This window comes from Ulvibacter sp. 2305UL32-6 (genome assembly GCF_058148545.1).
In genome coordinates, this window is record NZ_JBYVKA010000001.1 from 854,015 (window position 1) to 868,902 (window position 14,888).

12 protein-coding genes and 2 pseudogenes are annotated in these 14,888 nt (G+C 35.2%); 7 read left to right on the plus strand and 7 right to left on the minus strand.

Annotated features, from left to right (window positions below):
* Window positions 1-37 precede the first annotated feature (37 nt).
* From ACY2RU_RS04145 to ACY2RU_RS04155, 3 genes are all read right to left on the minus strand, one after another.
* The gene (locus ACY2RU_RS04145; RefSeq protein ID WP_490137144.1) at window positions 38-1,750 is read right to left on the minus strand and encodes a hypothetical protein; all 1,713 of its coding nucleotides are present in this window, start codon (window positions 1,748-1,750) and stop codon (window positions 38-40) included.
* A gap of 40 nt (window positions 1,751-1,790) precedes the next feature.
* Window positions 1,791-2,357 (minus strand): hypothetical protein, encoded by a 567-nt coding sequence (locus ACY2RU_RS04150; RefSeq protein WP_490137145.1) that lies wholly within the window; start codon window positions 2,355-2,357, stop codon window positions 1,791-1,793.
* Between the two features lie 131 nt (window positions 2,358-2,488).
* Complete coding sequence (locus ACY2RU_RS04155) at window positions 2,489-3,226, minus strand: LytR/AlgR family response regulator transcription factor (protein ID WP_490137146.1); 738 nt, start codon at window positions 3,224-3,226, stop codon at window positions 2,489-2,491.
* Between the two features lie 180 nt (window positions 3,227-3,406).
* Between ACY2RU_RS04155 and ACY2RU_RS04160 the strand changes: the two are divergent.
* From ACY2RU_RS04160 to ACY2RU_RS04190, 7 genes and pseudogenes are all read left to right on the plus strand, one after another.
* Window positions 3,407-3,721, plus strand: a pseudogene (locus ACY2RU_RS04160) (IS982 family transposase); the annotation flags it as partial.
* Window positions 3,722-3,741: 20 nt separating this feature from the next.
* A pseudogene (locus tag ACY2RU_RS04165) lies at window positions 3,742-4,071 on the plus strand (tyrosine-type recombinase/integrase); the annotation flags it as partial.
* Window positions 4,072-4,080: 9 nt separating this feature from the next.
* Window positions 4,081-4,209, plus strand: a complete 129-nt coding sequence (locus tag ACY2RU_RS04170) for a hypothetical protein (protein WP_490137147.1) — start codon at window positions 4,081-4,083, stop codon at window positions 4,207-4,209.
* Window positions 4,210-4,271: 62 nt separating this feature from the next.
* On the plus strand, window positions 4,272-5,603 hold the full coding sequence (locus tag ACY2RU_RS04175; RefSeq protein WP_490137148.1) for a hypothetical protein: 1,332 nt from the start codon (window positions 4,272-4,274) through the stop codon (window positions 5,601-5,603).
* A 425-nt stretch (window positions 5,604-6,028) separates the two neighbouring features.
* Window positions 6,029-6,301, plus strand: a complete 273-nt coding sequence (locus tag ACY2RU_RS04180) for a helix-turn-helix domain-containing protein (RefSeq protein WP_133688052.1) — start codon at window positions 6,029-6,031, stop codon at window positions 6,299-6,301.
* 1 nt (window position 6,302) lies between these two features.
* Entirely contained in the window at window positions 6,303-6,548 is a 246-nt protein-coding gene (locus ACY2RU_RS04185) for a hypothetical protein (RefSeq protein WP_490137149.1), read from the plus strand.
* 27 nt (window positions 6,549-6,575) lie between these two features.
* On the plus strand, window positions 6,576-7,127 hold the full coding sequence (locus ACY2RU_RS04190) for a hypothetical protein (RefSeq protein ID WP_490137150.1): 552 nt from the start codon (window positions 6,576-6,578) through the stop codon (window positions 7,125-7,127).
* Between the two features lie 104 nt (window positions 7,128-7,231).
* On the opposite strand, the gene ACY2RU_RS04195 is transcribed toward ACY2RU_RS04190, so the two are convergent.
* From ACY2RU_RS04195 to ACY2RU_RS04210, 4 genes are all read right to left on the minus strand, one after another.
* Window positions 7,232-8,266 (minus strand): IS1595 family transposase, encoded by a 1,035-nt coding sequence (locus ACY2RU_RS04195; RefSeq protein WP_490137151.1) that lies wholly within the window; start codon window positions 8,264-8,266, stop codon window positions 7,232-7,234.
* Between the two features lie 278 nt (window positions 8,267-8,544).
* The gene (locus tag ACY2RU_RS04200; protein ID WP_490137152.1) at window positions 8,545-9,843 is read right to left on the minus strand and encodes an aryl-sulfate sulfotransferase; all 1,299 of its coding nucleotides are present in this window, start codon (window positions 9,841-9,843) and stop codon (window positions 8,545-8,547) included.
* Window positions 9,844-9,943: 100 nt separating this feature from the next.
* Window positions 9,944-11,548, minus strand: a complete 1,605-nt coding sequence (locus tag ACY2RU_RS04205) for a SusD/RagB family nutrient-binding outer membrane lipoprotein (protein ID WP_490137153.1) — start codon at window positions 11,546-11,548, stop codon at window positions 9,944-9,946.
* Window positions 11,549-11,588: 40 nt separating this feature from the next.
* Complete coding sequence (locus ACY2RU_RS04210) at window positions 11,589-14,792, minus strand: SusC/RagA family TonB-linked outer membrane protein (RefSeq protein ID WP_490137154.1); 3,204 nt, start codon at window positions 14,790-14,792, stop codon at window positions 11,589-11,591.
* Between the last annotated feature and the right edge of the window lie 96 nt (window positions 14,793-14,888).

Below are 14,888 nucleotides of genomic sequence, written 5' to 3' on the forward strand. Positions count from 1 at the left end.
AGCAAATGAAGGCTTTTATGTTTTAGTTTTATTTATTTTAAAAAGCTCTAACAGGTACTGCTGAACGAGTTAAAGTTTTAGGAAGACTTCCAGACCCAGAACCTAAATAAGCCACAAAAGCATTGTTATTATTATCTTCAGTGGAAGTCCAGTTTGAACTAATAATTGCACTCCCCCCATTTGCTTGCATTACAGGCCAAATAGTAGACCAATTCATAGATATTTGATTCATTTCATCTACACTAGGTAAAAACCAATCATCAAAGCCATTTATATTTAAATTAGAAACTGCTTCTGCAGCTCCTCCTGTTCCGCATCCAGCAGATATTATTGTTGTGGTGTTTGTTGTTCCAGTTCCGATAGCTGTACCATTTGCTCCTGTTGTAGTGCCAGAACAACCCCACTGTAAATTATCTAATTGGTTATTATATGCAAATACTAAACCATGCGTGTTGTCTGTAGGATCTACCCAAAATACAATTCCACCATCTCTAACATCTCCAATTGAAGCTTGTTCAGCTAAATCGTTAAGTGCAACAAAGGCATTTGCAGATACCGAATAGGTACCATTGTCTACTGAAATAGTCGCAAGCATATTGGGGTTGGTTTCAAAATCGAACAAACTGGCATCGGCAACAGTGAGTTCTCCAGTATTTTGGTCAATATTAAAAGCACCAGCAGGATTTTGAAAGGTAATGCTGTAGGTCAACGTCCCACTACTTGTGGCTTGTAGTGTTCCAACAACGTCACCATTTGATGGATTTTCATCAATATCAAAATTTGCATTTTGAACCACTATTTCATCTACATCATTAAGATTTATTGTTGCTATAGCTGTGGCTGTATTCCCATTATTATCAACCAAAATAGTCGCGGTAATTACGGGATTGGTCTCAAAATCGAACACATTGGGGTCATTAACCGATAATTCTCCCGTACTGGTATCTATATTTAATGCTCCAGTTGGTGTTTGAGATGAAACGCTATAGCTTAATGTTCCGTCTCCAGAAGCTTGTACCGCTCCGATAGCATCACCACTTGCAGGGTTTTCATCAATAGTAGCTGTAAAATCTTGAATACTTAATTCGTTTACATTGTTTAAATTAACAGTGGCTGTAATTGTTTGTAGATTTCCTGAATTATCCACAGAAATTATAGCTGTAATAGTTGGGTTCGTTTCAAAATCAAACAAACTAGCATCAGCAACACTCAATTCTCCAGTACTGGCATCTATGCTTAATGCTCCAGTAGGTGTTTGAGAAGAAATGCTATAACTTAACGTTCCATCACCAGCTGCTTGTACTGTTCCAATAGTATCTCCATTTGTTGGATTTTCGTCAATAGTAGCTATAAAATCTTGTGAGTTTAACTCATTAATATTATTAACTGTAATTGTTACAGAAGCTGTATTCTGTGCTTCATCAACTGAAACGGTTGCTGTAATTGTAGGGTTTGTTTCAAAATCAAACAAGGTAGCATCGGCAACGGTTAGTTCTCCTGTGCTAGCATCAATATTTAAAGCTCCTGTTGGTGTTTGCGATGTGATGCTGAATGTTAAGGTTGCCCCTCCTACTGTTTGGGTAGTCTCTACAGTACCTACAACATCACCGTTAGTTGGGTTTTCATTTATAGCTACCTCTAAATCTTGAAGATTTATAACATTTACAGGGTCATCATCCTTACTACAGCTATAGGTTATAATTAATAATGTAAGGAGTAGGGTTTTGGTAAATTTGATTGTTTTTTTCATGTTTAATTTGTTTAAAGATTAAAGTGTGTAATATTTTTTTTTAATAATCCATTTCAATAAAATCACCATTTAGGCTATATCGAAAAGTGAATGTAGTACCGCCGTTTTCTGGTTCTAACATTACAACATATTCCGTTTTAGAAATAGCTCCGTTTTTTGGAAATTTTATATATGCCATATTCAATGCTGGACTTACAATACTCTTTTCGTCTTTTAATTGTTTACTGGAAATTTCAACCAATTCACCTAATTTGGTTAGGTTGATTTTATCATCTAATTGAAACATAAAATCGGCTGCTTTACTACCTTGTGGAACTTCTAGAGAGATGTCTGAGTTTTGTTTCCAGTTATCTTGGATTAAATTCCATTGCCCCATTTTTAAAGATTCTGGAGCTTCTGTAACTGTCGCTCCAATAATATTGCCTATAGATTTATTATAGGTAATGGTTAAATCAGTGTAGTACGCATTATCACCAAACTTATTTTTAAGTTCTTTTTCTATGGATGTAAATCCTACTTTATCGTGAGATTGTTCATTGGTAGACTTTCCGCAAGCACTTAATGTTGCTATTACAGCTACAATTACCATAAGTTTTAGTACTCTCATTTTTAGTGTATTTTTGTTTTACACTATTAAAAGTACATAGCCAAAATAGTTTAGGAAATAGCGAATCTATTTTAGAAGCTATAGAATAAATAAGCGTGATACTTGAAAAGATATCCGTAAAAGAAGAAAAATTAGTTATTATTCCAATTTAAAAATGTGGCCAAAAACTGTTCTTTTTTTCTAGAAGAAACTGGTATTTTTCTACCATCTTTTAAATAAATAACACCGGACTTATCATACTTATCTATAAATTTTAAGTTAACCATAAACGATTGATGTGGGCGTGTAAAATTAGCTTTAGAGAGGCGTTTTTCAAACTCTTTTAAGGTTTTTGAAACCATGTGTTTTTTATTATTACTACAATAAAAAGTAGTATAACCTTTGTCTGATTCACAAAACAATAATTCGTTTAAGTCTATAACCTGAAAACTATCATGAAGCGACAATATGAGTTTAGAATCTTCATTGTTCCAAGCATCTTTTGTTGTTTTTATTTGTTGCTTTTGTTCTTTTATAGGCAAGTTAGAAACTTTCTGTAATGCTATTTCTAGTTCTTCTATATCTACAGGTTTTAACAAATAATCTACAGCGCCAATTTTTAAAGCACGCAAAGCATGTTCTTCATACGCCGTAATAAAAATCACCTTGTAGTTTAAATTATCTGTCTGTTCTAAAAAATCAAAACCTGTACCATCCGTAAGATTGATGTCTAAAAAAATTAATTCTGGCTTACACGCATTTGCTACAACAACAGCTTCTTTTACCGACTCACATTCTCCAATTATTGCAATTTCTGTATCTATTAATTGTAATAGATTACGTAACCCTTTTCTAATGTATGCCTTATCTTCTATGAGTAATGTTTTCATTAAGCGTTTTCTTTTATATAAGGAATTATTATTTATAACCAACAGTCTGTAGGACAATAAATAAATGTATCTTTATAACCTGAGTTCGATTAATATTTTGATAGATTTTATTAAGAAAAAAGATAGATTTTTAGTAAATTAAAGTACTGAATTTCAATTTATTAATCTAAAAATCTATCTATGTATTGTTATTCTAAAATTACGGATTTATTTTGTGTTATCGACGAATTTTGCAAAGAATATGACCAAATTGTCGATAAAGCGCTACTTGGCAATGTCCCAAAGCGTCAGCCAACGATGTCCAAAAGTGAAGTGATTACCATTACGGTATTGTTCCATCTAAGCAATTTCAGGACCTTTAAGCACTTCTATATTTATTATGTCAGGCAACATATGAAAAGAGAGTTCCCAAAAACAGTGTCTTACAACAGGTTTACCGAACTTATGCAGTCCAACCTAATGCCAATGACCATGAACTTAATCATATCTTGTATCCCCAAGTAACGCAGGACACACGACAAGAGTCCAACAAAAACAATCTAGTTTTTCCAGATTTAGGAGCTATTAACTTAAATGATAAAAGAGTTCTTTTATCAAGAACACAATCCGTTACAAGGAATGTGAACAGAAAGCTTCAAAGGGTTGCGGATAAGCTAAAAATCAATAAAAAAATTAGCATGCATATAGCCCGACACACTTTTGGCAATATTTCAGGTGACAAGATACCAATTCAAATGCTTCAAAAGTTATATCGCCATAGTGATTTAAAAACGACAATTAATTATCAGGCTAACTTCATCCATAAAGATGCAGATGATGCCCTCGATGCAGTACTAAATTCATAGATTAGCCATATGGAAGTAATATGTTTAGAAACCAAAGCTTTTTATGACCTTATGGATAAGATCGTTAAGCACATGAAGGAAACTGTTTCAAGCTATATCGATATAGAAATAATACTTATCTTTGTATTGCTCTTATAAAAACACTTTGTTTTTCTTTGTAAATTTTAATAATAGTCTTAATAATCAAATTATTTTAGGTGATGAAAACGTTAAATGTAAGTTTATTAGTTTTATTGATTTTTTCAAAAAATCTATACTGTCAACAAGAAAGTTCATATGAACAATTACATAGCCCTATTAAGGTTAATTATTTGATTTATATGGGACTAAATAGTGATGGCAACTTACCGTATGTAGTTTACAAAGATGACGCTAATATTATAGGGCAAGAACGCTCAATAAATATTATTAAAGAAGGTGAACCTTCAAATATCTTAAATACAAAGGGGCATTATCTAGGCACAACTTTTTTTGACAAAGTTATTGTAAACTCTAAACGTGAATATCATAAAATAACTAATAAATCAGGAGTTAGTGATGTGTTTAGTAGTCTAATTATTAATGTTTCAGATTATTCGGGAAAAAGTCTAGATAAAATTGAAATAAAAGAAGCTAATCGAAATGCTTATTTAACAACTAGTATGAAAGTTGATGACGGACAAATTTTAGTAGGAATCATAGGGAAGTATGAAGGAAAATATGATTACGATCTATCTGTTAAAACAAACGGAGTTAGTGTCTCTAAAATGAAGGCACCTAACATTGAATGGTTTCAAAAGCATGAGTTTTTCTTATTAAAAATCTCTCATAGCGGTAAAAAACAATGGATAAAGCGATTCCCAATAGATGGTAGATTACCTGATATAAAATATTTTCATAATTTAAAAACACAAAATAATATTATCATTTTTGACAATTCTGACGGAAGAAAAATACATGATGTATTTCATTTTGATATCAATGGAATACTATTAAAAAAAGAAATATGGGAAGGGTCTCAATATAAATTTGAAGAATCACTTAACGATTTAGGAAGAGATTACCGTTATAATATTAGAACAATTAAAAATAAGGCAAGTAAAAAGAAACAGCCTAAAAAACAGGATTATTTAATTACATATAATTTAGATAATGAAAAAAAATCAGAAAAAATGTTGTCTGAAGACCCATTCAGCAAAGGGTCTACAATTGAGCTTATTAGTGTTTTTGAACAAATAGTTGTTATATACAAAACTTCGAAAAAGAAAGAAAAAGACCATTATTATATGGATGTATATGATAAGGATTTAACAAAAAGAAAACATATTGAATTATTGAATTTTGGAAAAACAAAAGAAAAAGACTTAAGAGTTTTCGAGAGTGATGGAGAATTGATTATAAAAAACAAGAGATTCATCGGTATTTATGATAATAAATTTGATATGATATATAGTTATATTTCTGAGAAGGCAACTATTGGTTATCCATTTTTATTTGAAAATGGACACCTAGCATTTTATGATAATTCAGAGGTGCATCATTATAAAAAGTAGGGTAATACCATCATACTTTTTTACATAAAATTAGTTTTAATATCGACCCTCACAATTGTTCAAATCGATTGTTTTAAGCATTCCTATGTATGATTTATTGAAATATAATTATGCAGAAACGAGTAAATACTTAACTTGGTCGAAATGTAGTGAAACGAAATACATCTACACTAGAAATACATCTACACTACTTATATAAGCATTTAAATCGAATTGCAGCCATTTGTGAGATTGATAAGAACCTATCAAATCACATAGCAAGGTATTCTTTTGGAAACGTAGCAGGGGATTCAATATCGCCAATAATGCTTCAAAAATTATATCGCCATAGCCATTTAAAAACGACAATTAATTATCAGGCTAACTTCATCCATAAAGATGCAGATGATGCCCTCGATGCAGTACTAAATTCATAGATTAGCCATATGGAAGTAATATGTTTAGAAACCAAAGCCTTTTATGACCTTGTAGATAAGGTTGTTAAGCGCATGAAAGGAATTGAAAGTAACGAAAAACAAGATAAATGGGTATCTGAACAAGAAGCCATGCGTTTACTTCGAGTAACATCTAAAACAACCATTTCCAAATTGAGAAATAACGGGGATATACGCTTTAGCCAACCAAGAAAAAAAATCATTTTATATGATACAGAAAGTATCAATGAATATTTAGAGAAACACGCAAAAGACACGTTTTAAAATGGAAGAAACAATTGAACCATCCGCAGATTTTTTAAAGGGCTTTAATCATGGCTATGAAATTAGTAGGCATACCCCTGAAATGAAAGAGACAGTTTTAAGTGCAGAGAATTTGCCCGAAGATTACCGAATGGGTTTTGAGGGCGGCGAACTGCAATATGAGAAGGATAGAATAAGAGAAGAATTTGAACAAATAGAACAAGAAAATGATTTAGACGAAAATAAAGACTTGGGTATGGAATACTAAACTTTTTCGTTTGATAAAAATTTGTGTATGGAAAAAGATAAACAAATGCAGTTACGTTCATTGCTTGCTGATATGGTAGAACAATGGGCGATTGAATATCCTAATCCCGTTATCAAAAATCATTCGTATCTCAATCAAGATACAAGCCAGTTTTACACAAGCGAAGCAGAATTGAAAGTTTTCAAGATTGACCCTAAGCAACTGCATAGATTACACGTAGCTTATTATACTTATCTTGGTTTGATAGATGTTGCCGATAAAAGCGCATTTTCAGAAGAATTATTTGCTTTGCTCGTTAAAGCCCGTTCGCTTTGTCCAACGCTTAAATTTCACGAACAAGAATTTCCATTTAAAACTGGTTATGACGACCCACAAATATTTACTTGGTATTGTAAGCAATTTTTTAATTTACCGTTCCGTGCCAGTTCTGCATTTTGGCAAAAACAGAGTTTTAATACATCTTACCTGATTAATTATGAAGATGAAGAAAGCATAGAAATCTTACCACCTTTACGACAAGACAAACACCGAATGTCAGAACACCCAATTTTTAGCGATTGGGATAAAGACCCGTTTTAAGACCACTCTTTTTTCTTTTTTAGACAGCACATTTTTAATAAAAGTTTTGCCTGTTAGGGCAATCCTTAGGGGATGCCTGTGGATGAATAATTGTAGGCTCTAGTTTAATACTGCGTTGAAATTAGTTTTTGATACCTCAATCCAATATTTTGATATTTCCGATACGCAGTAATATCTTCGGCTACTTTATTTACAAATACATTTAGCTTATCATTTCTGTATTTAATTTTCTCTTTAATTCGATACCAGTTTAAATACTGTTGCAAATACTTTGTTGATACACCCCAAAATGTATTGCCAATCCATTTCTTAAGTCTATTATGAGTTGAGTTGACATGCTGAATATGATATATTTTGTTTTTTACACGTTGTCTAATAACTGCTTTTAGCGCATGGTGCTCAATTTTATTATCTATTGCAAAACCTTTGTAGCTTACATGAGCATCACTACACAGAATGGTTTGGTCTGGGCTTATTTGATTTCCTATCGCCTTTTCTATATCGATTTTCTTTATTCTGCCCATTGTAGCTACAGTAAGATCTAAACCTGATTTTCTATCTTGTGTTGCTATCACTGCAACTTGGTCATTACTAATGCCACTGCTTTTTGATGAGCCACCACGTTTTCTAGGTTCCCGATGGGATACGGCTCTTCCTTTTTCAGAATTCAGGAAAAACGTCTCATCACTCTCTGTTATTCCAGTAAAGTCATCTTTATCGTTTTCCGACAACGATGACAATATCTTATGGCGCCAATCAAAAGCTGTCTTTTTATTGATTGATAGCGCTTCTTTTATCTTGTCCAGGCTTTTTTCTTCTAGCATCAATACTAGATAAGCATCAATCTTATCTTTACGTTGCAGTCCTGCCATCCAAGTTCCCGTATACTCTGTAAAACTGCGTTTACAGGATTTGCACTTGTAACGTTGCGAACCTTTGTCAATGCCAAATTTAACATACTTTGAGTGTGAACAATGCGGACAACGTCCAAGTTTGTTGTCCAATATATTACGTCTTGATTCTTGGCTTTTTGGCGAGACTGGATTTGAACCTGATAATAAGTCTAGTTCCTTCTGTAATTCTAATCTATCTGCTTCTGAAAGAAGGGACAGACTGTTCTTTATTTCTTGTAAGTCCATATCTTAAATATACGAATAATAGCTGAATTAAACTAGAGCCAACCGAAAAGCTATCTACCTCAAAATCGGTATAGAAGTGTTTTGGTGCATTAGTGAGATAACCAATCTGATTAATATAAATATTCTGTTGGGTAAAAACCTGTAGGGAACTTACCATTAGAATGAATGAAAACAGTGTTTTCAGCAGTATTGTTGTGTGTGTTTTAGATTCCATAAGATTGATGATATAGATTGTCTTTATTGGCATCAGTAGTTGTTATTTTTAAATGCGTGTCCATTTAAAAGAGAGTATCAATTACACTTACCCTAAAAATCCGGTCGCCAAAGCTCAAAATACTCTGTACTTCTCCTTGGTGGTTGAGCTTTACCATTTTTCCTTGCATTGAACTGGTTACCAAATAACCGTCAGGTAGCGGTTGCACACCACCCATAAAGGCCGAGAACAACTCATCAGGAAGTGTGATATTGGTTGTTAGGCTTGCTTCATCACTTTGGGTATTGAGTGTATAAACAAGAACCCTGCTATATGGTCGTTCATCCATGCTGCCATTGTCAAACAACAAGAGTTTGTTTTCATCAATCATTTGTGCGTGATGTTGCAACAGAAAGGCCTCGTCTCCCGATAAGGGGATGGTACCTTGTTGTCCGAGTTTCCAAATTACATTACCCGAAGAACTATCGACTTTCCATATTTGATTTAGGTTTCTAAAACTTACTATATAATTACTATCAGATTTATCCAAGGTAAGAGAATTACCCCAGGGCTGGGACATATCAGCACCAAAAACATTTGATTCCACCTGCCAGTTCCAAATGTTGTTACCATTTGGGTTGAGTACAGAAATGCCGTCTGTTACCCTGCTGTTGTTCTGTGGCACATCGGTAATAAAAGCAAAATTGCCATTATTGAGCAACTCGACATCATGATGGGCAATTTTATTAAAATCCCCTTTACCATATTCCAAATGGGTAAGTGTGTCTCCTTCAAAAGTGGTTTCCAAAATTAGGTTGCCACTGCCTTGTTGGTTACCGGTATTATCTTCTAAAGTAAGTATGGTATTTCTGTTGGTGAGCTTTACCATCTTCACAAAATTGATAGAGGTTCTTGCCCATACGGTTTTACCGTTTTCATCAACCACAAAAATGCCCGAGGGCATGCTCATTTTGTTGAACAAAAGGTTTTTTCCTTGTAAATTCATTTCACCCGATATCTCAAAAGAAGATAAGTTGTCTATCCATTCTGGTGGTTCTGGCAGCATGAAATTTCCCTGATCGAGAAGGTTTTCGTTCTGGGTGATGATGTATTGATACGGGTGGGAATGCTTTAAACCTGTTACCAGCACCTTTCCTTTTACTTCTGCTATATTAACATGGCGGTTTGTCCATACTACTTGTGTAGTGGTTTGGTCAAAGACTTCTATATGTATGGGGCTTTCAAGGTTGGAAGCATCCCATTTCAGAATAGCACTAAAAGGAAATTTTACAGAGGTTTTAACAGTTACATTTACAAAAAATAAATCGGGGGTATCTTTTTGACAAGAAGAAAGGGTAAAAAACAAGGTTATTACCCATAGCATTCTATAAAAAATATTTTTTTTGTGTGTGTTTATCATCATTTTTAAAAAACACAGGCAGGAGTTTTTAATACTTCCTGCCTGTGCAAGTATGAAAACAAAGTTATTCTTGTTTATCCCACCAAACGGGTGTTAGCCAATCATCGGTGCCTCCCATTCGATCTATGGCTTCCTGATAATTGACCGGGTTGTTCACAGCTTCAAATTCTGGATAAAAGAACCTGCGTGGTATAATGCCACCGGTACCGCTACTGTACCATTCTACCGAGGTAAAAGGAATCAGTTCCGGATATCCTGACCGTCTGAAATCAGCATAAGCCTCAACACCGTTCATAAAGAAATTGACCCACATTTGTTCGTGAATAACCTTCATATTGTCAGGTGATGTAGCAGGCAATGGGTTTGCTACTATAAAATCATCTATTGCAGCTTGTGCTATTACCGGAGCGCCCGGATATTGTGCTGCGAGTTCCATTGATGCTTTGATTCCGTTCTTGTAATGGCTTTCGGCATCTGAAGCTCCCCAACCTCGAATGGCGGCTTCTGCCAATAGGAATTCCACTTCGGCATAAGTAAAATGAAAAAACGGAGCATCTAATGCCGCTACATATTTACTGGGTTGCATATATTTAGAGATATGTGGTACGTACACAATATAGTTGCCTTGGTCATCTACCAAATCACCATAATCTGCCCATTGATTCCACCACATGGCGCCGTAAGTAATGCCCAATTGCAAATACTCTGTAATATCTTGACCGTACTCACCGCCATTTACGCCCAGATAGGTGCCCCCATAAATTGGCAACCTTGGATCTTGTGTATCTTTCATAAAATCAACAAGAGTGTTGGTCAATCTATACCCTTCTGAATTTTCGGAAGCATGAAAAACTTGGGACAGACCGTTACCCCTGTTTTCCCCATCGGTAAAACTAAATGCATTGTATTTAACCATACATGCATCGTTATTGCTTTGCATAACACCTCCTTCAGCGTTTATTGCTGCATTAACCTGATTTTCCGCTTCGGAAGGGTCGACTTTTACCAATCTGAAACCAAGTCTCATTCTTAGCGAATTGCCAAATTTCTTCCATTTTTCAACATTGCCATTAAACATTACATCACCGTTGATGGCGTCCAGAGAGCTGTCCAAAGCACTTACAGCTTCGTCTAACTCCTTAAAGAAATCGGTGTAAATATCTTCTTGTTTATCATATTTAGGTTGCAAAATCTGGTCTGTAAAACCTTTTCCTGCTTCAGAATAAGGAACGTCTCCATACAAATCGGTCAATCTGGAAAAAATATACACTTTTAGTATTCTTGCTACAGCATTTGAATTGTTAAACTCAGGATTGCCTTGAGTCCTATTTATAAGGTCTATTACATTTTTGACATCTCTTTTATAAGATTCTTCCCAAAGGGTGTACCAATGGTTGCGTTCTACAATACGGTATTGTCCACCGTGTTGTGTCCACCAAGAGCCTCCAAGATACTGTACCATAGGGCTACAAATACCTAAATCGTACCGCCATACTTCTTCCCTGTTTCCTGCTATATCTAACTGTATTTTTGTTATCTGGCTGCCAGGGTCTATATAATTAAAGGCATTGGGATTGGTGTTGATGTCCTCAAAATCTTCGGTACATGATACAAACATCATAAGTACTATAGAGGAGATTATAACTAAATATTGGTTTATTGTTTTCATGTGTTTATTTTTTCCTGTTAATAATAACCATCTATTCATTCTAAAATTTCAGACTTAAATTAAGCCCATAATGGCGACGACTTGGTAAAGACCCATATTCCAACCCTTGCCCATTACCGTTGTTATATGTGGATTCAGGATCGATGTTGGGTACATTCTTGTAGAGTGTAAAAAGGTTACGTCCAATCAATGAAAATGTGATATCCTGAACAGGTGTTCTTTCCAGATATTTCTTAGGAAGCGAATACCCTATGGACAAATCCCTAAGTTTAACATAACTTGCATCGTACACATTGGTCTCGGGTATTGAGTTGGCCGCTTCGCTCCAATATCGCTGTGGATTAACAACAACATCATTTTCTTCGTAAATATCATTACCATCACCATCCTGTCCAACTAATTTTACACCTTTACCTACAAACCCGCCGTCCAAAGTCAGCGGTACATAATCTGCAGGGTTGCCTCCACCAGCTATAAAGTCAAGGCGTGCTTGTTCGTTTCTTGCTGCCCAGTCGTTAAAAGCATCTCTCCCTTGCAAAGTAGCACTATGCGTACCACCAATGTACATACCTCTATTGGTTATGGAGTAAATATCTCCACCAATTTTTACATCCAACGATGCTTTTAGTGTAAAGTTTTTATAACTGAATGTGTTGATAAGCCCTCCAGTCCAATCAGGTAGAATGCTTCCTAAAGTTACAGGGCTGTCTGTTGCCAATGGAAGTCCTGTATCGGCGTCGTGTACTATATTACCATTGGGATCGCGTTTATAACCACGACCAACAATTTTACCAAATTCTTCACCTTCAAAAGCAACAATGGTAACACCGGACCATCTTGCATTGGCAATGGTAAAGGCATCTACATCATCGTGCAGGCTTTCTACTTCGTTCCATATTTTTCCATAATTCAAGGTAATGTCCCACTTAAAATCAGTATCTATTGGTGTTGCTGTTAATTGTAGCTCAATACCGCTGTTCTTTAATGCTCCTGAATTCAATAAGGCACTTTCGTAACCCGAAGCAGGAGGAACTTCAACCCTTAAAATTTGATTGTCGGTTGTTTGATTATAATAAGTAAAATCCAGCCCCAACCTGTTTTTGAAAAATCTTAGGTCTGTACCAAATTCATAAGAAGTGGTTGTTTGTGGTTTAAGGTTGGCATTAGGTATGGTATTTTCAAGTATTTCACCTTGAGGATTACCGTTAAAAGGTAAACCTGTTAGTCTGTAGGTTAAGGATAATCTGTATGGATCTGTATCTCCACCAACCTGTGCCCATGAAGCCCTTATTTTTCCGTAAGTAAGAATATCATTTTTAATATCGAATGCATCAGAGAAAACAAAACTACCAGAGATAGAAGGGTAAAAAAAGGAATTGTTTTGCAATGGTAATGTAGAGGACCAGTCGTTACGAGCCGTAACATCTAAAAAGGCAAAGTTCTTATAGCTTAACTGTGCAAACCCGAATATACTTTGTATTTCCTTTTTAGTACCATCTGGCGTTACGCTCAAGTTACTAAAATTATTAACACTGGCTATACTCGTCTCAATAATCTCCGTACCCAAAGTTCTGGTCAGTTTCGATTCGCTTTTCTGGATATTCCCTCCTGCACTAACGGTTACGTTTATGTTTTCATTTATTTTTTTGTTGTACGTTAACAAGGCTTCATAATTAATTTCTTGTACCACTGAATTGATATCAAAGAACAATCCTCCTTGTGCTGTAGGCGTGTTTTGATTGTAAAAATTAACAAAATTAAAATCATACCTGTCTATACCTGTTTTCAGTCTTAAATTAAGAGATTCACTCAGACCTATGTTCAGATTTGCAAATCCTAAAAACCGGTTCTTTTTACTTTTATTAAACGTTTCGTTTATTGTCCAATAAGGGTTTGCCCTGAAAATATTTCCTGTGTAATCTATATAATTACCATTTTCATCTTTATAAGTCTGCAACCATTGTTGGTTAAAATTTGGAACTATCCCAACCAATCCATTACCTATGTTATTAACATCATCTGTCAATGCCGGACGGTTATTGACATTTTCAGTAATATAAGTAGCCTTGGCATCAAGTGCAATAAAATCGTTTAAATCGTTCTTTGACCGTAAGGTGAATGTGTTTTTTTCTAAACCACTTTTAGGGATGATATCATCATTGGTTACATTAGCATAGGAAAATCTTGTACTACCACTCTCGTAACCTGAACTGACTGAGATACTGTTAGTGTACGTGGTACCAATATTAAAAAAATCTTGAATATTGTTATTAACCAGTTGATACGGATGCTCCACACCATCTTGTTGTAAAATGCTACGGGACACATCGGTCATTCTCGGCCCCCAAGCAGAAGTGATACTATTGGCTGGTTGACCCTCCCTTGGTAATATACCGTTATTGCCCTGACCATAAATGGTTTGGTATTCATCGAGCTTCGTCAAAACCCTATCCACAGTTATAGATGAATTCACATCAACCGTTAAGCTTTTCTTTCCTTTTTTTCCCGATTTTGTAGTAATCAGAACTACCCCATTTAAGGCTCTGGCTCCGTAAAGTGCGGAAGCTGAAGCCCCTTTGAGTATGGATATTGACTCTATGTCCTCGGGGTTGATATCTGAACTTCCATCTCCCAAATCAAACCCACCAAACTCTGTGGCCTGACCTTGCGTCGAGTTATCAATAGGCACACCATCTACCACATATAACGGTTGGTTATTTCCTTCTATTGAACTGATACCACGTATCACGATACGCTTGGAACCAGAAGGTCCAGCAGTAGTCTGCGAGATATTGACACCTGCCACTTTACCTGAAAGACTAGCGATAGGATTTATTTCGCCGTTTTTCGAGAGGTCTTCCGATTTAACTTCGGTAACCGAATACCCAAGAGCCTTCTTTTCCCTTTTGATACCCAATGCCGTTACAACTACTTCGCCCAATGCTTCCACATCAGGATTTAGAGCAACATTGATGATTGATTGGTTTCCGATTTTTATTTCCTGGGTCTTATAACCAACATAGGAAAAGACCAGAACATCGTCGGCCTGTGCTTCAATGGCATAAGCACCATCAAAATCAGACACCGTCCCCTTTGCACTCCCTTTAATATACACAGAAACACCAGGTGCTGGTTGATTGTTATCAAGAAATGTCACAACCCCGGTCACGGATTGTTGCGCAAACATAATGCCCGTACAGCATATACCAAGAAGAACAAGCAAAATCGTATTGTTTTTTTTCATTTTGAATTGTTTTAAGTAAAGATAATTGCATCCAAAATTACAAAAATAACAACAAAAAACAAATTAATGCAATAAATATTTTTAATACTAAATAAA